This is a genomic window from Streptomyces sp. NPDC052687 (assembly GCF_040678395.1).
In the GTDB taxonomy this organism is placed as follows: domain Bacteria; phylum Actinomycetota; class Actinomycetes; order Streptomycetales; family Streptomycetaceae; genus Streptomyces.
The window spans coordinates 16,321-33,184 of sequence record NZ_JBFATR010000024.1 but is presented as its reverse complement, the minus strand read 5'-3'; the positions used below and the strand labels follow the sequence as shown (position 1 = coordinate 33,184).

At 74.2% G+C, this 16,864-nt stretch carries 17 protein-coding genes; 6 read left to right on the top strand and 11 right to left on the bottom strand.

The window, feature by feature from the left end:
• Positions 1 to 126: 126 nt before the first annotated feature.
• A complete protein-coding gene (locus AB0K92_RS20105; protein ID WP_365924627.1) occupies positions 127 to 1,578 on the top strand; it encodes a serine hydrolase domain-containing protein in 1,452 nt (483 codons plus the stop codon).
• Between the two features lie 7 nt (positions 1,579 to 1,585).
• Here AB0K92_RS20105 and AB0K92_RS20100 read toward each other — a convergent pair whose 3' ends face one another.
• The 5 genes from AB0K92_RS20100 to AB0K92_RS20080 form a co-directional block, all read right to left on the bottom strand.
• Entirely contained in the window at positions 1,586 to 3,304 is a 1,719-nt protein-coding gene (locus AB0K92_RS20100) for a serine/threonine protein kinase (protein WP_365924625.1), read from the bottom strand.
• Between the two features lie 151 nt (positions 3,305 to 3,455).
• Positions 3,456 to 3,809 carry a UBP-type zinc finger domain-containing protein gene (locus tag AB0K92_RS20095; protein ID WP_365924623.1) on the bottom strand — a complete coding sequence of 118 codons (354 nt, stop codon included), beginning with the start codon at positions 3,807 to 3,809 and terminating at the stop codon, positions 3,456 to 3,458.
• Entirely contained in the window at positions 3,806 to 5,260 is a 1,455-nt protein-coding gene (locus tag AB0K92_RS20090; protein ID WP_365924739.1) for an ATP-binding protein, read from the bottom strand. Before AB0K92_RS20090 ends, AB0K92_RS20095 begins: the two co-directional genes overlap by 4 nt.
• Positions 5,261 to 5,271: 11 nt before the next feature.
• Positions 5,272 to 6,948, bottom strand: coding sequence for an FAD-dependent oxidoreductase (locus AB0K92_RS20085; protein WP_365924621.1), 1,677 nt, complete (start codon positions 6,946 to 6,948; stop codon positions 5,272 to 5,274).
• Positions 6,949 to 7,087: 139 nt separating this feature from the next.
• A complete protein-coding gene (locus AB0K92_RS20080; protein WP_365924619.1) occupies positions 7,088 to 7,441 on the bottom strand; it encodes a VOC family protein in 354 nt (117 codons plus the stop codon).
• A gap of 85 nt (positions 7,442 to 7,526) precedes the next feature.
• Between AB0K92_RS20080 and AB0K92_RS20075 the strand changes: the two genes are divergently transcribed.
• Positions 7,527 to 8,396 carry a universal stress protein gene (locus AB0K92_RS20075; protein WP_365924617.1) on the top strand — a complete coding sequence of 290 codons (870 nt, stop codon included), beginning with the start codon at positions 7,527 to 7,529 and terminating at the stop codon, positions 8,394 to 8,396.
• Here the strand turns inward: AB0K92_RS20075 and AB0K92_RS20070 are convergent, their stop codons facing one another.
• The 3 genes from AB0K92_RS20070 to AB0K92_RS20060 all read right to left on the bottom strand — a co-directional run bounded on the left by AB0K92_RS20070 (position 8,397) and on the right by AB0K92_RS20060 (position 11,237).
• Positions 8,397 to 9,635, bottom strand: a complete 1,239-nt coding sequence (locus AB0K92_RS20070; RefSeq protein ID WP_365924615.1) for a DUF4032 domain-containing protein — start codon at positions 9,633 to 9,635, stop codon at positions 8,397 to 8,399.
• Between the two features lie 44 nt (positions 9,636 to 9,679).
• On the bottom strand, positions 9,680 to 10,426 hold the full coding sequence (locus tag AB0K92_RS20065) for an MBL fold metallo-hydrolase (protein ID WP_365924613.1): 747 nt from the start codon (positions 10,424 to 10,426) through the stop codon (positions 9,680 to 9,682).
• Between the two features lie 190 nt (positions 10,427 to 10,616).
• A complete protein-coding gene (locus AB0K92_RS20060; protein ID WP_365924611.1) occupies positions 10,617 to 11,237 on the bottom strand; it encodes an alpha-ketoglutarate-dependent dioxygenase AlkB in 621 nt (206 codons plus the stop codon).
• A 136-nt stretch (positions 11,238 to 11,373) separates the two neighbouring features.
• Between AB0K92_RS20060 and AB0K92_RS20055 the strand changes: the two genes are divergently transcribed.
• Together AB0K92_RS20055 and AB0K92_RS20050 are read left to right on the top strand one after the other, a co-directional pair.
• Complete coding sequence (locus AB0K92_RS20055) at positions 11,374 to 12,000, top strand: TetR/AcrR family transcriptional regulator (RefSeq protein WP_365924609.1); 627 nt, start codon at positions 11,374 to 11,376, stop codon at positions 11,998 to 12,000.
• A gap of 16 nt (positions 12,001 to 12,016) precedes the next feature.
• A complete protein-coding gene (locus AB0K92_RS20050) occupies positions 12,017 to 13,690 on the top strand; it encodes an FAD-binding dehydrogenase (protein WP_365924607.1) in 1,674 nt (557 codons plus the stop codon).
• Positions 13,691 to 13,824: 134 nt separating this feature from the next.
• Here the strand turns inward: AB0K92_RS20050 and AB0K92_RS20045 are convergent, their stop codons facing one another.
• Positions 13,825 to 14,175: a DUF488 family protein gene (locus tag AB0K92_RS20045; RefSeq protein ID WP_365924605.1), complete on the bottom strand. Its 351-nt coding sequence runs from the start codon at positions 14,173 to 14,175 to the stop codon at positions 13,825 to 13,827.
• 122 nt (positions 14,176 to 14,297) lie between these two features.
• Here AB0K92_RS20045 and AB0K92_RS20040 point away from each other — a divergent pair, with 122 nt between their 5' ends.
• The gene (locus AB0K92_RS20040) at positions 14,298 to 14,753 is read left to right on the top strand and encodes a DUF6098 family protein (protein WP_365924603.1); all 456 of its coding nucleotides are present in this window, start codon (positions 14,298 to 14,300) and stop codon (positions 14,751 to 14,753) included.
• Positions 14,754 to 14,871: 118 nt separating this feature from the next.
• Here the strand turns inward: AB0K92_RS20040 and AB0K92_RS20035 are convergent, their stop codons facing one another.
• Complete coding sequence (locus tag AB0K92_RS20035) at positions 14,872 to 15,123, bottom strand: WhiB family transcriptional regulator (protein ID WP_365924601.1); 252 nt, start codon at positions 15,121 to 15,123, stop codon at positions 14,872 to 14,874.
• 84 nt (positions 15,124 to 15,207) lie between these two features.
• A complete protein-coding gene (locus tag AB0K92_RS20030) occupies positions 15,208 to 16,110 on the bottom strand; it encodes a LysR family transcriptional regulator ArgP (RefSeq protein ID WP_165995374.1) in 903 nt (300 codons plus the stop codon).
• A gap of 93 nt (positions 16,111 to 16,203) precedes the next feature.
• Between AB0K92_RS20030 and AB0K92_RS20025 the strand changes: the two genes are divergently transcribed.
• A complete protein-coding gene (locus AB0K92_RS20025; RefSeq protein WP_365924599.1) occupies positions 16,204 to 16,821 on the top strand; it encodes a LysE/ArgO family amino acid transporter in 618 nt (205 codons plus the stop codon).
• Positions 16,822 to 16,864: the final 43 nt, after the last annotated feature.

Below are 16,864 nucleotides of genomic sequence, written 5' to 3'. Positions count from 1 at the left end.
GGGACGCGAGTGACCGGGGGCAACCGCTCCCGGTGGCGGGCGCGCGACCCGTCCCGGCGGAGGGCGCGGCCAACGGCGTCCGGCGTACCCCTCCCCACCGCTGATCGCGGGGGAGAGGATGACCGCATGAGTGTGCGACCGCTGCCTTCGAGCACCCCCGCCGCCCAGGGCGTCGACGCCTCCGGTGTCCTCGCCTTCCTCGACGCCCTCGACGCCGCCCCCGGGATCGAGCCGCACAGCCTGATGATCCTGCGCCACGGCCACGTCGTGGCCGAAGGCTGGTGGGCTCCGTACACCGCGGGCCGCCCCCAGCTGCTGTACTCGCTCAGCAAGAGCTTCACGGCGACCGCCGCCGCGCTCGCCGCCGCCGACGGACTGCTCGACTTCGACGCCCCGGTGATCTCGTACTTCCCGGAGTTCGCCGCCGACATCACCGACCCCCGCAGCCGCGCCATGCGGGTGCGGCACGTGGCGACCATGGCCAGCGGCCACCTCGCCGAGACCCTCGACGCGGCCCGCGCCCTCGACCCCGAGGAGCTGGTCCGCGGCTTCCTGCTGCTGCCGCCCGACCGCGACCCCGGCACCGTGTTCGCCTACAACCAGCCCACCACCTACACCCTCGCGGCCATCGTCCAGCGCGTCACGGGACAGCCGCTCACCGGCTATCTGCGCCCGCGCCTCCTCGACCCGCTCGGCATCGGCGAGACCGCCTGGCTGCGCGACCGCACCGGCCGCGAACTCGGCTTCAGCGGGCTGCACGCCACGACGGACGCCGTCGCCCGGCTCGGCCGGCTGTATCTGCGCGACGGCGTGTGGGAGGGCGAGCGGCTGCTGCCCGAGGGCTGGGTCGCCGAGGCGAGCCGCGCGCACATCCCGACCGCCGGCGGCATGGGCGACACCGACCGCCAGGACTGGGACCAGGGCTACGGCTGCCAGTTCTGGATGTCCCGGCACGGCTACCGCGGCGACGGCGCCTACGGCCAGTTCTGCCTGATCCTGCCCGAGCACGACGCGGTGGTCGTGACGACCGCCGAGACCGAGCGGATGCAGCAGCTGCTGAACCTGGTCTGGGAGCACCTGCTGCCCGCCTTCGGCGCCGTGCCCCCGGCCGGCCACGAGCCCGCCGAGGCCGCTCTGCGGGAGCGGCTGTCCCGCCTCGCGCTGCCCCCGGCGCCGGGCCGGCCCGCCCCCCAGGGGCGGGCCGAGGACTGGGCCGCCGCCGCGTTCGTCCCGGCCGGCGGGGTCTGCGCCGCCCAGCCCGGCCTGTCGGCGGTCACCGTACGCGGTGGGGCGGACGGCTGGACGGTGACGCTCACCGACGACGGCCACGACCTCGCGCTGCGCCTCGGCGACGGTCCGGGCTGGTCCGTGGCCGAGGAACCCGCCCCCACGGCCGTCAGCGGCGGCTGGACGGATTCCGCGACGCTCGCCCTGGACGTGGCTTTCCTGGAGACACCGCACCACCTGCTGCTCACCTGCACGCTCCCCGACCGCACCTTCACCGCCCGCTGGAGCACCCAGCCCCTGCACGGCGGCCCGCTGCGCACCCGGCGCGCTCCCCGTCACCCGTCGGCCTGACGGCGCGTCAGCCCCGCGTCGCTTCCGGCGGAATGCGGAACGTGCGCAGGGCGGTGTCCAGCGCCTGCCGGTTCTCCGCGGCCCCGAAGCCGTCGGCCGGGGCCGTCCAGCGCAGCGAGAAGCCCCGGCCGCCGCCGAGCAGGAAGCCCCGCCCGAACGTGCGCACCCGGAAGCCGCCGGTCCCCGCGACCCACTCCATGTCCGCCGCCTCACGGCCCTGGTACGTGGTCGCCCGGATCGCGCCCAGCCGCCGGTAGCCGTCCACGGTGCCCTTCAGCCCGGGCTCCACGTCGTCGCGCCAGACGGCGACCGGGTCCGGGCCGACCCGCTCGCTGTAGGTCACCGCGAGCGTACGGTCGTCGCCGTCCGCGCCGAGCACGACGCGGTAACCCACGTCCGGGACACGGGTCGTGCGCAGCGGACGCCAGCCCTCGGGGAGGGCCACGGAGAAACCCTCGGGGGCGGCGTACGTGCGGAAACCCTCCGGCAGTCCGGTGGCGCCCGGCGGGCCGGGCGGATTCGGCGCGGGCGTGCGCGCCGGCGGCGTGGTCGGGGAGGGGGCCGCGGAACGGGGCGGGTCCGGACGGGCGGAATCGGGCTCGCGCGGGCCGGCCTCCTCTTCTCCGGTGGCGGACCCGCCGGAGTCACCGCGGCGACCGTCGGACGTGCCGGAGGTGCCGGACGCTCCGGACGCGGAGGGCCGGGAGGGCGGCGGCGCGTCGGACGCGACCGGACCGCCGTCCCGCAGGCTCATCGTCGCCACGAGGACGGCCACCGCGACCGTGACCACCGCCACGGCCGTCCCGGCGGCCACCGTGCGCCCGCTCCACCCCGGCGCGGCATGACGGACGGCCGCGTACGCCCGCCGCACCCGGGGCTGCGGGGCGCTGGGCAGGGGCGCCCCCGGATCCTCGTGCAGCACCCGCAGCAGGGCCGCGCGGACCACCGGCCGGGTCAGCCGCTCCCGCGCGTCCTTGCGCAGCAGCCCCTGCACGACCCGGGCGAGCGGCCCGGCGCGCACCGGGGTGCGCAGCGGCAGCCGGTCCACGCCCCGCAGCGTCGCCTCCGGACGGTCCCGCTCGCGAAACGGCGGACGCCCCTCGACCAGGGTGTACAGCACGGCACCCAGCGCCCACAGGTCGGCCGCCGGGCCGACGCGCTCGTCACGGGCCTGCTCGGGAGAGGCGTACGACGGTGCCGTCAGCCGCGGCGCGAGGGTCACCCCTGCCAGCCCGAAGCCGGTGACCACCACCGGGCCCCGCTCCGGCACGACGACCTGGCCGGGGCTCAGCTCGCCGTGCGTGACACCCTCGGCGTGCGCCGCGTCCAGCACGTCCAGCAGCTCCAGCCCGATCCGCGCCGCGAGCACATAGGGCAACGGCCCGCGCTCGGCGAGGAGTTCACCGAGCGGGGTGCCGCCGACCCAGTCGGACACGGTCCACAGGACACCGTCCTCCACGACGGCGTCCAGCACCGGCGCCACCCGTCCGGGGCACAGCCCCTCCACCGTCCCGGAACCACGGATCACCCGGCCGGCGATCCGGCGCGCCCCGTCGTCGCCCGGCGCCTGCGGCAGCCCGATCCCGGTGACCAGACACGGCCGGCCGGTCCCGGCGTCCTCCCCGTACCAGCAGACGCGGTTCGTCTCGCGGTGGACGACGTCGAGGAGCCGGTACCTGCCCGCCACCGACTGCCGCGTGCCGACGTACGCCTCGCCCATGGTCATCCCTCGCTGAATGCCCGGCTCACCCTTTGCCAGTGGTACGGGAGGCGCGACGGGGCGCGTTCAACGCGCGGACGGGTATTCCGGGCGACGGCACACTTTTGACCCTGAGTCAGTTCCGGCGCTCGCCAGGGCCTGACCCGAACGACACCCCCTAGGCGCCCAGCACCTTCGCCCAGTCCCGCGGCACCCTGCCCGCCGGCCCCGGCGCCGGCTGGTCGGCGGGGTGGCTGACGGGCGGCGCGAGCGCCGGACCGGAGTCGTACAGGGTCTCGGTGGCGAAGTCCCAGAACCACTCCTCGCCGGGCTCGTAACTCTGCACCAGCGGATGACCGGTGGCCTCGAAGTGGGCCGTGGCGTGCTTCGCGGGCGACGAGTCGCAGCAGCCCACGTGCCCGCACCGGGCGCAGCGCCGCAGATGGAACCACCAGCCGCCGTCGGCCTCGCACTCCGCGCACCCGGTGCCGCTCGGCGGCACGCTCGGGTCGATGCCGTTCTGCTCGGTCATGCCGTCTCCTCCAGGGGTTCGGGAGTCGTCTCGTCCTCCGTGACGGTGAGCGGCAGGAGCACCTGGAAGCGGGTGTCCCCGGGCACGGACTCCACCTGGAGGCTGCCGTGGTGCTTGTTCACCACGATCCGCCAGGAGATGTCCAGGCCGAGCCCGGTGCCCTCGCCGACCGGTTTGGTGGTGAAGAACGGGTCGAAGATCCGGTCGCGGATCTCCGGCGCCACCCCGGGCCCGGTGTCCCGGAACTCCACCAGCAGCCGGTCGTGCTCGCGCGCGGTCCGCACCGTCAGCGTCCCCTCGCCGCCCGCGCTGTCGATCGCGGACACCGCGTTGTCGATCAGGTTCGTCCACACCTGGTTCAGCTCCGCCGGGTAGGCGGGGACCGGCGGGAGAGTACGGTCGTACTCCTTGACGACCTTGATCCGCTCGCCGATCTTCCCGGACAGCATCAGCAGGGTGCTGTCGAGGAGTTCGTGCACGTCGGCGATCCGGTAGGGCGCGCGGTCCAGCTGCGAGTACTGCTTGGCGGCGTCCACCAGGTGCGAGATGCGGGCGGTGGCGTCCGCGATCTCGTCCATCAGCAGCTCGGTCTCCACCGTGTAGTTGAGCCAGCCGATCGCCCCAGGCAGCACCGGCTCGTCGACGGCCGCCGCGACCTGGTCCAGCCAGTCCAGGTCGAGCCCGGCCTGCACGAACGTGGGGGCGAGCCGCCAGCCGTCCTGGATGCCGTGGTCGTCCAGCCAGTCGGCGATCGCGTCCTCGCGGTCGGACGCCTCCAGCGGGCTGAGCGCGGGCGCCTTGCCGACCTGCTCGGCGGTACGCTCCTGGACCTCGATCAGATGCGCGAGCACCTCGCGCGGATACGGCCCCGCCGAGATGACGCTCAGCTTGTGCCGCATCTTCGCCACCCGCTCGCGCAGCGCCTCGGTGGCCCGGACGGCCGCCGCCGCGGGGTTGTTCAGCTCGTGGGTGAGCCCCGCGGACAGTGAGCCGAGCGCCAGCAGCCGCTCCCGCTGCCCGATCATCCGCTGGGTGTTCTTCGACCCGAAGAACAGGCCCTCCAGCAGATGCACCGCCATCGGGAACCACTCGCGCATGATGCTCGCGAACGTGTCGGCGGGCAGCACGAAGAAACGCGTCGGCTCGGTCACCCGCATCGAGTTGTTGTAGACCTGCCGGACCCGGTCGCCGAGGTACGCCTGCATGGCGCCCGCGTACACCCCGCGCTGCGAGGACCTGATGACCTCGACGTCGTCGCCGCCGACCCGCCGGGACAGCACGACGGTGCCCTCGATCATCACGTAGAAGCAGGTGGCGGGCTCGCCCTCGGCGTAGACGGGGCCCGGCTCGAACAGCTCCACGCGCCCCTCGGCGCACAGCCGCCCCAGCTGTTCGGGGCTCAGCTCCTCGAACAGGAACAGGGAGCCGATCTCCCGCGGGCTGCACGGCATCGGCCGGCCGCTCACGACTGCTCCAGGTAGCGGTGGACGAGCATCACGGCCATGGCTCCCTCTCCGACGGCGGACGCGACCCGCTTCGCGGACTCCGCGCGCGCGTCACCCGCGACGAACACGCCGGGCACATTGGTCTCCAGGTGGTACGGCGCCCGGTCCAGCTCCCAGCCCGCCGGCGGCCGCCCGTCCGCGGTGAGGTCGGGCCCGGCGAGGATGAACCCCTGCCCGTCACGGTGCACGGTGCCGTCCAGCCAGTCCGTCAGCGGGGCCGCGCCGATGAACACGAACAGCCACTGCGCGTCGACTTGTTCGCTCCGCCCGGTCGCGGCGTCCCGCAGCGTCAGCGCCTCCAGATGGCCCGAGCCGTGCGCGGCCTCCACCACCGTGCCGCAACGCACCGAGATGTTCGGCGCCTGCTCGATCTGCTGGATCAGGTAGTGCGACATCGACGCGGCCAGCGACTCCCCGCGCACCAGCAGCGTCACCGACTTGGCGCCCCGCGCCAGGTACATGGCCGCCTGCCCGGCGGAGTTGGCGCCGCCCACGATGTACACGTCCTGGCCCTGGCAGCCGGCCGCCTCGGTCAGCGCCGACCCGTAGAACACCCCGCACCCGGTCAGCTCGTCCAGGCCCGGCGCGTCGAGCTGCCGGTACGACACACCGGTCGCCAGGATCACGCTGTGCGCGGCGACCGCCGAGCCGTCGGAGAACCGCACGACCCGCGCGGACCCGTTGACCTCCAGGCCCGTCACCTCGCGCGCGGTCAGGATCTCCGCGCCGAACTTGGCCGCCTGCCGCCGCGCCCGGTCGGTGAGCTGCGCGCCCGACACGCCGTCGGGGAAACCGAGGTAGTTCTCGATGCGGGAGCTCTGCCCGGCCTGCCCGCCGGTCGCCGACCGCTCCACCAGCACCGTGCGCAGCCCCTCCGAGGCGCCGTACACCGCCGCCCCGAGCCCGGCCGGGCCGCCGCCGACGACCACCAGGTCGTAGAACTCGGCGGCCGGTGTGGTCGCGAGTCCCACCCGCGCCGCCAGCTCCGGCGCCTCCGGCTCGACCAGCGGTGTCCCGTCCGGGGTGACCACCAGCGGCAGCCGGGCGCCGTCCTCCCCGGCGGCGGCCAGCAGCCGCCGCCCCTCCGGCTCGTCGGACGAGTACCAGCGGTACGGCACCTGGTTGCGGGCCAGGAACTCCCGTACGTCCGACGAGCGCGCCGACCAGCGGTGCCCGACCACCTTGGTGCTGGGCACCGGCCGGTGGTCGCCGGCCCGCCACGCCTGGAGCAGGTCGTCGATGACCGGGTACAGCTTCTCCTCGGGCGGGTCCCACGGCTTGAGCAGATAGTGGTCGAGGTCGACGACGTTGATCGCGTCGATCGCCGCGTTGGTGTCCGCGTACGCGGTCAGCAGCACCCGCCGCGCCCCCGGATACACGTCCAGGGCCTGCTCCAGGAACTCGATGCCGTTCATCCGCGGCATCCGGTAGTCGGCCAGGATCACCGCCACCAGGTCGCCGCGCAGCTTCAGCTCGCGCAGCGCCTCCAGCGCGGACTCGCCGGACTCGGCCCGCACGATCCGGTACGACGCGCCGTAGCGCCGCCTGAGATCGCGGGCGACGGCGCGGGAGACCCCCGGATCGTCGTCCACGGTCAGAATGACGGTCCGCGCTGTGTCGGCGGCCTGTGCCATGCGTCTCCCACCCCAGAGCGGTCGGACATCCCGCCGCGGTGGCTCGCTCGTCGCCGCGCCGGCTCCCGCCATCGTATGTTCGATGGCCCCGGTTCGCTCAGGTATACGAAAGGCCCGGTCACGCGGCCGTGGGAGGCGGTCAGGCCGTGCGGGAGCCCAGGACGCAGAACTCGTTGCCCTCCGGGTCCGTGAGCACCACCCACGGCTGCTCGCCCTGCCCCACGTCCGCGGGCCGGGCGCCGAGCGCGAGCAGGCGCTCGACCTCGGCCCGCTGGTCTTCGGGGCGGAAGTCGAGGTGCAGGCGGTTCTTGACCGACTTGGCCTCGGGGACCGGCACGAAGACCAGCCCCGGCAGCCGCTCCGGCGCGGGGCGGATCTCGAACTCGTCGGGGGCGTCGCCGACCACCGTCCAGCCGAGGGCGTCGGCCCACCAGCGGCCCAGGGCGACCGGATCGGAGGCGTCGACGACGACTTGCTCCCAGACAAGGCTCATGCGGGCAGCGTAGGGAAGACTGACGGTGATCGCCGGACGGACGGAGTCGACGCACAGGGTCGGGCGAGGAAGAGGAGGCAGTGGGATGACGCGGCCGATCACCGCAGGGGTGGACGGAACCGAGGAGAGCCACACGGCGCTGGCCTGGGCGGCCCGGGAGGCCGTCCGGCGCGGACGTGACCTGAGGGTGATACACGCCTGGCGGTTCGCGCAGCACGAGACCGTGGACGGTGACCGGGAGACCCAGGGCCGCTGGGTGCGCGAGGCGCTGGAGGGTTCCGTGCGGGAGGTCACCGAGCGGCATCCCGGCCTGGACGTGACGACCGCGGTGGTGGAGGACGACGCCGTCGAGGCACTGGTCGCCGCCGCGGCGGAGGCGGAGCAGCTGGTGCTCGGCTCGCGCGGGCACGGCCGCGTCCTGGGCTTCCTGCTCGGCTCGGTCGGACAGCAGGTGATCGCCGAGACCGCCGCTCCCGTCGTGCTGGTCCGCTCCGGGAACCGCGCCTCGGACGAGGCGGAGGGCCGGCAGATCGTCGTCGGCCACGAGGGCGGCCCCGAGGACGGCGCCGCGGCGCTGCGGTTCGCGTTCGAGACGGCGGCGGCGCGCGGGGCGACCCTGCGCGCGGTGCGGGCCTGGACGCTGCCGCCGGTGTTCGCCTACAGCCCGGCCTCACTGAAACTCCTCGACGAGGCCGGCGGCCCGGAGCCGTACGAGCAGAAGGCGCTGAGCGAGGCGCTGCAGCCGTGGCGGGAGCAATTCCCGCAGGTCCCGGTGGTGGAGCACGTGGAGATGGGCAGCGCGGGGCAGGTGCTGCTGGACGTGTCCGCGCGGGCCCAGCTGGTGGTCGTCGGCCGCCGTGCCCGGCGGACCGCCGTGGGCGCCCGGATCGGCTCCGTCGCGCACGGGGTGCTGCACCACGCGCCGTGCCCGGTGGCCGTCGTACCGCCCGCCTGATCACTCGGCGGGCGACGGGCTCTCCAGCGTCTCGCGGGCGCGCGGCAGGATGTTCTCGACGTAGTCCTGCACGGCCGTGTCGAGACCGATGTCGTGCTGGGCCCGCTCCGAGAGGTACCAGCGGTGTTCCAGCAGCTGGTGGTAGATCTCGGCCGGGTCCATGCCGCCGCGCAGCTCCGGCGGCACCGCGCGGACGGTGGGCCGGAACACCTCGCGCACCCAGCGGTGCGCCAGCACCTCCGGGCGGGCTGCCAGGGGGTCACCCGGAGCGTAGTCGTCCTGGGTGGCCATCCAGGACTCCAGGTCGCTGAGCAGCCGCCGCGCCTGGTTCTCCTCGGTGTCCAGCCCGGTCAGCCGCAGCAGCTGCCGCTGGTGGTGCCCGGCGTCGACGACCTTCGGCACGAAGGTGACGGTGTCGCCGTTGGAGGAGTGGTCGATCTGCATCTCGGCCACGTCGAAGCCGAGGTCGTTGAGCCGGCGTATCCGGCGCTCGATGTAGTGGTACTTGCCCGCCGGGTAGACGGAGGTGCGCGTCAGCTCCTTCCAGAGCCCCTGGTAGCGGGCGCAGATCTCGGTGCCGAACGCGATCGGGTCGACGGACGGGTGCAGTGCCCCGGACGCCTCCAGGTCCAGCAGCTCGCCGCTGATGTTGACCCGGGCGAGGTCCAGGTCGTAGTCGCGCTGCCCGTCGCTGAGCCGGGGGTGCAGTTCGCCGGTCTCGGCGTCCACCAGATAGGCGGCGTAGGCGCCCGCGTCCCGCCGGAACAGGGTGTTCGACAGCGAGCAGTCGCCCCACGCGAACCCGGCCAGGTGCAGCCGCACCAGCAGCACCGCGAGGGCGTCCATCAGCCGGTGCATGGTCGCGGGCCGCATGGTCGTCTCGAACATCGAGCGGTACGGCATCGAACCGCCCAGGTGCCGGGTGATGAGCACCGGCTCCAGCGGCTCGCCGTCGGCGTTCGTGCGCCCGGTGACCACGGCGAGGGCGTCCACCGCCGGGATGCCGAGCCGGTCCAGGTCGCGCAGCAGCCCGTACTCCCGCAGCGCCGGCCGCTCGGCCAGCTCCTTCACGGCGACCACCTCGTCGCCCGCGCGCGCGTACCGCACCACGTGCCGCGAGATGCCGCGCGGCAGCGGGACCAGGTACTCCTGCGGCCACTCCTCCAGCGGGAGCTGCCAGGGCAGTTCGAGCAGGAGCGCGGGGTGCTCCGGGTTGGTGGCGCTGATGTGCAAAGCCATGGCCTGACCTTAACGGCGGATGTGCGGGCCCGGCCCGCCCGGTCTCAAGCGGCCCGTTCCGCCGCCTGCCGCGCGGCGTCCCGTACCGGACCGCGGTGGACGGGCCCGTGCCCGGGCAGCAGGACGTCCGCGTCCAGCCCGGCGAGCACGTCCAGCGAGGCCACCGCGCGGGCGCGCTCGTGGTGGAACATGTCCGGCAGCAGCTGCGGGCCCTTCGCGCGGCTCGTGGGGTGGCCGGTGACCAGGGCGTCGCCGGTGATGAGCACGCCGGTGTCCGGCAGGTGGTAGGCGCAGTGGCCCAGGGTGTGGCCGGGGGTGTGCACCGGCACCGGGCGGCCCGGCAGGTCCAGCGGGCCCGCCGCGGGGAGCGCCTCGGGCGCGGCGACGGGCAGGCGCGCGGTGCCGCCGGAGCGCAGCGCGTGCACCGCCCAGGGCAGCACGCCCGGCCGCCAGCCGTTGCGCAGCACCCGCCCGATCGACACCTGGTGCAGGAACTCCCGGCGCGCGTGCGGCACTTCGGCCTCGTGGAGACGGACGGGAGCGCCGTACGTCGCGCGCAGGAACTCCGCCGACCCCAGGTGGTCGTTGTGGGCGTGGGTGACGAGCACGGCCGCGACCGCCTCCGGTGAACTCCCCACCGCCGCGAGGGAGTCGAGGACCAGCTGCCGGTCCCCGGGATAGCCCGTGTCGACCAGGGTGACCGCGTCCCCCTCGGTCAGGATCACCCAGTTGGTGTTGCTTCCGTGCACCAGACAGACGCCGTCCGCGACGTGCCGCACATCAACCCGCATCCTCGCCCCGCGTGGTGAGTTCCGTCCCCGACCCGGACAGCAAAGCAGACGGCGCCGCGTCCGTGTCGGCCGGGCGGAGGAGCCGGCGCCGCGTTCACGTCGGCCGGGCGCCGCGGATGGTGCTCAGTCGACGTCGGCCGGGCGGAACGGACGACGCTCGGTTGGCGTCGCCGGGCGCCGCCGACGACGTTCAGTTCACGTTGGCGGGGCGGAACTGGATGCTGATCCTGGGGCCCGCGGCGCGAGTCGTCTTCGGTACGCAGTGCTCCCAGGTGCGCTGGCAGGAGCCGCCCATCACGATGAGGTCGCCGTGCCCGAGCGGCCGTCGCAGCGTCTCGCCGCCGCCCGCCGGGCGCAGCAGCAGATCCCGCGGCGTGCCCACGGAGAGGATGGCGACCATGGTGTCCTCGCGGGCGCCCCGGCCGATCCGGTCGCCGTGCCAGGCCACGCTGTCCCGGCCGTCGCGGTAGTAGCACAGCCCGGCCGTGGTGAACGGCTCGCCCAGCTCGTCGGCGTAGTGCGCGCTGAGCGCGTCGCGCGCCTCGGTCAGCACGGGGTGCGGCAGCGGCTCGCCCTCGCGGTAATAGGCGAGCAGCCGGGGGACGTCCACGACGTGGTCGTACATGTGCCGCCGCTCGGCCCGCCACGGCACGTCGGCCGCCAGGTGTGCGAAGAGCGCGTCGGACCCGCTCAGCCAGCCCGGCAGGACGTCGATCCAGGCGCCGGAGCCGAGGTTCGTCCGGCGGATCCCGTCCAGGGGGCCGAGCCGCAGCTCGTCGGTCTGGTCGAAGAGGGAGCCCTGGAGGTGCATGCGTCCAGGGTACTCCGCTAATCGAAAATACGTTCCCATCGATCTTCGTCCGGCCCGGTCACGCCACGCCCCGCCCCGCCTCTTTCGATACACCGATGTATCCGATACATTCGCGCATCGAAACGGAGGTCGCCCCATGGCAGCGCCACCCCCCATCCGCCGCGTCACCAAGCGCCGCGTGCGGACCCGGGCCAACCTCCTCGACGCCGCGTTCGCCGTGTTCGCCGCCAAGGGCTTCGGGCGGGTCTCCATCGAGGAGGTCTGCGAGGCCGCCGGCTACAGCCGGGGCGCCTTCTACTCCAACTTCGACAGCCTCGACGAGCTGTTCTTCGCCCTCTACCGGCAGCGCGCCGACCTCATCGCCGACCAGGTCTCCGGCGCCCTCGCCCAGGACGGCCCCGACCTCGACGTGCCCGCCGCCGTCGACCGGGTCACCGACGTGCTGCTCCTCGACCGGGACTGGCTGCTGGTGAAGACCGACTTCCTGGTGCACGCCGCCCGGCAGCCGGACATCGCCGCGACCCTGCTGGAACACCGGGCCCGGCTGCGTGGAGCCATCGCCGACCGGCTCGCCCGCGCCCGGGGCCACACCGAGCTGCCCGCCGTGCTCGGCGACATCGACGCCGCCGCCCACGCGGTGGTCGCCGCCTACGACGGGGTCACCACCCGACTGCTGCTGGACAAGGACGTCGACGCCGCGCGGACCTGGCTGAAACAGCTGCTCACCGCGTTGCTGACGGACGGCAGCGGCACCACAGGATGAGGAAGGGACGGTCGCCATGGACGCCGACGTCATCGTCGTCGGAGCGGGCCTCGCGGGCCTGGTCGCCGCACACGAACTGACCAGCCGGGGCCGCAGGGTCGCGCTGGTGGACCAGGAGAACGCCGCCAACCTCGGCGGCCAGGCCTTCTGGTCGTTCGGCGGGCTGTTCCTCGTGGACTCCCCGGAGCAGCGCCGCCTCGGCATCAAGGACTCCGTCGAGCTGGCCTGGAACGACTGGCAGGGCAGCGCCGGGTTCGACCGCGTCGAGGACGAGGACTCCTGGGCGGTGCGCTGGGCCCGCGCCTACGTCGAGTTCGCGGCGGGGGAGAAGCGGTCCTGGCTCGCCGGGCACGGCATCAGCTTCCTGCCCACGGTCGGCTGGGCGGAGCGCGGCGACCTCACCGCGCACGGCCACGGCAACTCCGTGCCCCGCTTCCACATCTCCTGGGGCACCGGAACCGGCGTGGTCGAGCCGTTCGTCCGGTACGCCCGGCAGGCCGTCCGCGACGGACTGCTCACCTTCCACCACCGCCACCGCGTGGACGAGCTGGTCGTCGAGGGAGGCACGGCGCGCGGCGTGCGCGGCACGGTGCTCGCGCCCGACGACGCGCCGCGCGGGGTGGCCTCCAACCGGGACGCCGTCGGCGCGTTCGAACTCACCGCCCAAGCCGTGATCATCACCACCGGCGGCATCGGCGCGAACCACGACATCGTCCGCCGCCACTGGCCGCGGCGCCTGGGCACCCCGCCGGCGCACATGGTCACGGGCGTGCCGGCGTACGTCGACGGGCGGATGCTCGACATCAGCGCCGAGGCGGGCGTACGGCTGGTCAACCGCGACCGCATGTGGCACTACACCGAAGGCCTGCACAACTGGGACCCGATCTGGCCCGGCCACGGCATCCGCATCCTGCCCGGACCGTCCTCCATGTGGTTCGACGCGCTCGGCCGCCGGCTGCCCGGGTCCTGCCTGCCCGGCTACGACACCCTGGGCACGCTCAGGTACCTGCGCACCACCGAGGACATCGCCGCCTACGACCACTCCTGGTTCATCCTCACCCGGAAGATCGTCGAGAAGGAGTTCGCGCTTTCGGGCTCCGAGCAGAACCCCGACATCACGGCCAAGGACCGCGCGGCGTTCCTGCGCGAACGCGTCCTCGGCAAGGGTGCCCCCCGCCCGGTCGACGCGTTCCTGCGCCACGGCGCCGACTTCGTGACCGCGCCCACCCTCGAACAGCTCGTCGAGAAGATGAACGGCCTCACCGACAAGCCCCTCCTCGACGCCGCCGCGATCCGCCGCCAGATCGAGGCCCGCGACCTCCAGATCGCCCACCCCTACGCCAAGGACGCCCAGGTCCAGGGCATCCGCAACGCCCGCCGCTACATCGGCGACCGGCTCGGCCGGGTCGCCGCCCCGCACCGTCTGCTCGACCCGGCCGCGGGGCCGCTGATCGGCGTCAAGCTGCACGTCCTGACCCGCAAGACGCTCGGCGGCATCCAGACCGACCTCGACTCCCGCGCCCTCGGCACGGACGGCACCCCGATCGAGGGCCTGTACGCGGCCGGGGAGGTGGCGGGCTTCGGCGGCGGCGGCGTCCACGGCTACAACGCGCTGGAGGGCACCTTCCTGGGCGGCTGCCTCTTCTCCGGCCGGGCGGCCGGCCGCGCGGCGGCCCACCAGACCGGCTGACCCACCAGACCGGCTGACCCGTCGCACCGGCTGACCCGCCGCATCGGCTGGCCCGCCGCTGACCCGCCGGGTCCCGTGCGACGGGCTCGCCCTGCGCGACGGGGCCCTGATCGCCACGGGCCCTGCGGCGGACCCTAGTGCTTCAGCACACCCGCCAGCACCGCCGCGTGGCTCCGCTCGGGGGACCTGACCGCGGTCAGCAGCGTCACCGGGCCCTCGCGCACCCACCCCCGGGCGCGGGCGAGGGCTTCGGCCGCCTCCGGGGCGGCCAGCTCCGCCTCGTACCGGCGGGTGAACTCCTCGTACGAGCCCTCGCCCGCGTGGTACCAGCGGCGCAGCTCGGCCGACGGGGTGAGTTCCCTGGGCCACTCGTCCACCCGGGCCGCGTCCTTCGACACGCCGCGGGGCCACAGCCGGTCCACGAGGACCCGCAGGCCGTCGTCGGGGTCCGGCGGTTCCTGGACGCGGCGCACACGGACGCTCATACGGGGACCTCCCTGGGGCTTAGAGTGCCGGGAGCCTAACCCGCGGCGAGGCGGACCGCCCGATTCCGATCCGGTCGAACGGGGTACCCCGTTCGCCTGACGGCGAAGAGGGAGGTCTTGTCATGAGCGCCTGGGACGACCTGCCGGTCGTGGACACGCTGGCCGAGCTGGCCGGGCTGGTCGAGGAGCGGCAGGACGGGCTGTACGTCCGCTGGTCACGGGGGCCCGAGGCCGACCTGGGCAAGGCGTCGAGCACCGACGAACTGACCGGCGTCCCCATGCCGGGACTGTCGGCCAACCCGCTCGACGTCGAGGACTGGTGGCAGGGCCGCTCGGTGCGCCTGTGGGTGGCCCGCAGGCTGTACGACTACGCCCATCTGCCGCACGAGAAGGGCCCGGGCGTGCGTCCCTGGGTCCTGGAGGGCCGGGAGAACGGCCGGGGCCCCGACAACGAGCCCTTGGTGGAGGACGTCCGCCCGCTCTGCCGCCTCAGCGACGAGGTGATCGACGAGGCGCGGGCCGAGGTGGCCCGCCAGGAGAACGAGTGGGGCCCGCTGCGCCGCGGCTCTCAGCGGTGAGCCCACCGGCTCGGCGGCTCTCAGCGGTGAGCCCACCGGCTTGAGCGAGCGGCGCCGCGCCGCTCCGGTGCCGGTGGGCCCGCCCCTGGAGCGGACGAGACCCCCTGGGGGGTGTCCGCTAGCGTGAGGCGCGGCGGGAGTTCACCCTGCGCTTCAGGGTCCTGCGTTCCGTCTCGCTGGTGCCGCCCCACACCCCGATGCTCTGGTCGGTGTCCAGCGCCCATTGCAGACACGGTTCCCGGACGGGGCAGCGCCGGCACACCGCCTTCGCCTGTTCCGTCTGCATCAACGCCGGTCCGGAGGTGCCGATCGGGAAGAAGAGATCGGGGTCCTCGTTGCGGCATTCCGCGCGCTCGCGCCAGTTGGTCATGGATGTCACCCGTGTCAGAAGTAATGGACATGTGCCGTCGGTTGTTCGGTTCCGGGTCACCGGTCCATGCGGGGGTGAAACCCGTCAGTGCGGCGGACGCAGGGCCTCGGCGGCCGTCGCCGTCACCGCGCGGGCGACCGCCGCGAGCGCGGGGGAGTCCAGTTTCCACTGCTGCCAGTACAGCGGGACGTCCACCGTGCGGTCCGGCGCGAGGTGCACCAGCCGGCCGGTCCGCAGCAGCGGCTCGGCCTGCACCTCGGGCACCATGCCCCAGCCGAGACCGGCGGCGACGGCCTCGACGAACCCCTCCGACGTGGGCACGGAGTGACGCAGCGGGCCCGCCCCGCCCCGGCCCCGCCGCAGCAGCCGGACGAACCCGTCCTGGAGGTCGTCGCGCCGGTCGAAGACCACGACCGGCGCGTGCGGCAGCGTCTCGGTGAGCGGCCCGCCGAGATGGCGTCCGGCGAAGTCCGGGTGCGCGACGGCGACGTACCGCATGATGCCCAGCGCGCGCACCGAGCAGCCCGTCACCGCCTCCGCCGACGACGTCACCGCCGCCATCACCAGGCCCTCCCGCAGCAGCACCGCCGTGTGGTCCTGGTCCTCGCGGCGCAGCTCGTAGCAGAGCCGCAGCTCCTCGGGGACTCGAGTGAGCGCGGTGAGGAACCAGGTCGCCAGCGAGTCCGAGTTGACCGCCACCGACACCCGGGTGGGCTCCCCGGACCCGCTCAGGCCCAGCTCGGCGCGGGCGTCCCGCTCCAGCCGGACCAGCTGCCGGGCGAGCCGTACGACGATCTCGCCGGACTCGGTCGGGCGCACCGGCTTGGTGCGCAGCAGCAGGACCCGGCCGGTGCGCCGCTCCAGCGCCTTGACCCGCTGGCTGACCGCCGACGGCGTCACGTGCAGGGCGGCGGCGGCCGCGTCGAAGGTGCCCTCGTCCACCACCGCCAGCAGGGTGCGCACCTGGTCGAGCGGCAGCTCCGGCATACCGGGCGCAATCATTTCGTCCTTCACAAGCACTAAAGATACGTAAGAATCTTTAGCTGTACGCAGGGGCGGCGTCTGCCTAGCGTCAGGGGCATGTCTTCCACGCTCACCGCCGCCGCCGCGGGATTCGGCACCGGCCTCTCGCTCATCGTCGCCATCGGCGCCCAGAACGCCTTCGTCCTGCGCCAAGGGGTCCGCCGGGAGGCGGTCCTCGCCGTCGTCGGGATCTGCGCCCTGTCCGACGCGCTGCTCATCGCGCTCGGCGTCGGCGGCGTCGGAGCGGTCGTCGTTGCCTGGCCGGGCGCGCTGACCGCGGTCGCGTGGATCGGCGGCGCGTTCCTGCTCGGGTACGGCGCGCTCGCCGCCCGCCGGGTGCTGCGTCCGGCCACGGCGGGGCTGCGCACGGAGGGGGAGGCGGCGACCTCACGCCGCCGTGCGGTCCTCACCTGTCTGGCCATGACCTGGCTCAACCCGCACGTCTACCTCGACACCGTCTTCCTGCTCGGCTCGATCGCCGCCGACCAGGGCCCGCTGCGCTGGACCTTCGCCATCGGCGCCGTGCTCGCCAGCCTGTGCTGGTTCACCGCCCTCGGGTTCGGCGCCCGGCTGCTCGGCCGCTGGCTGGCCAAGCCCGCCGCGTGGCGGGTGCTGGACGGTCTGGTCGCGGCCACGATGATCGCCCTCGGCCTCTCGCTCATCCTGGGCGGCTGAGCCTCCGCCGCCTCGGCCTGACGGCGTCGCCTGCCCAACTCCC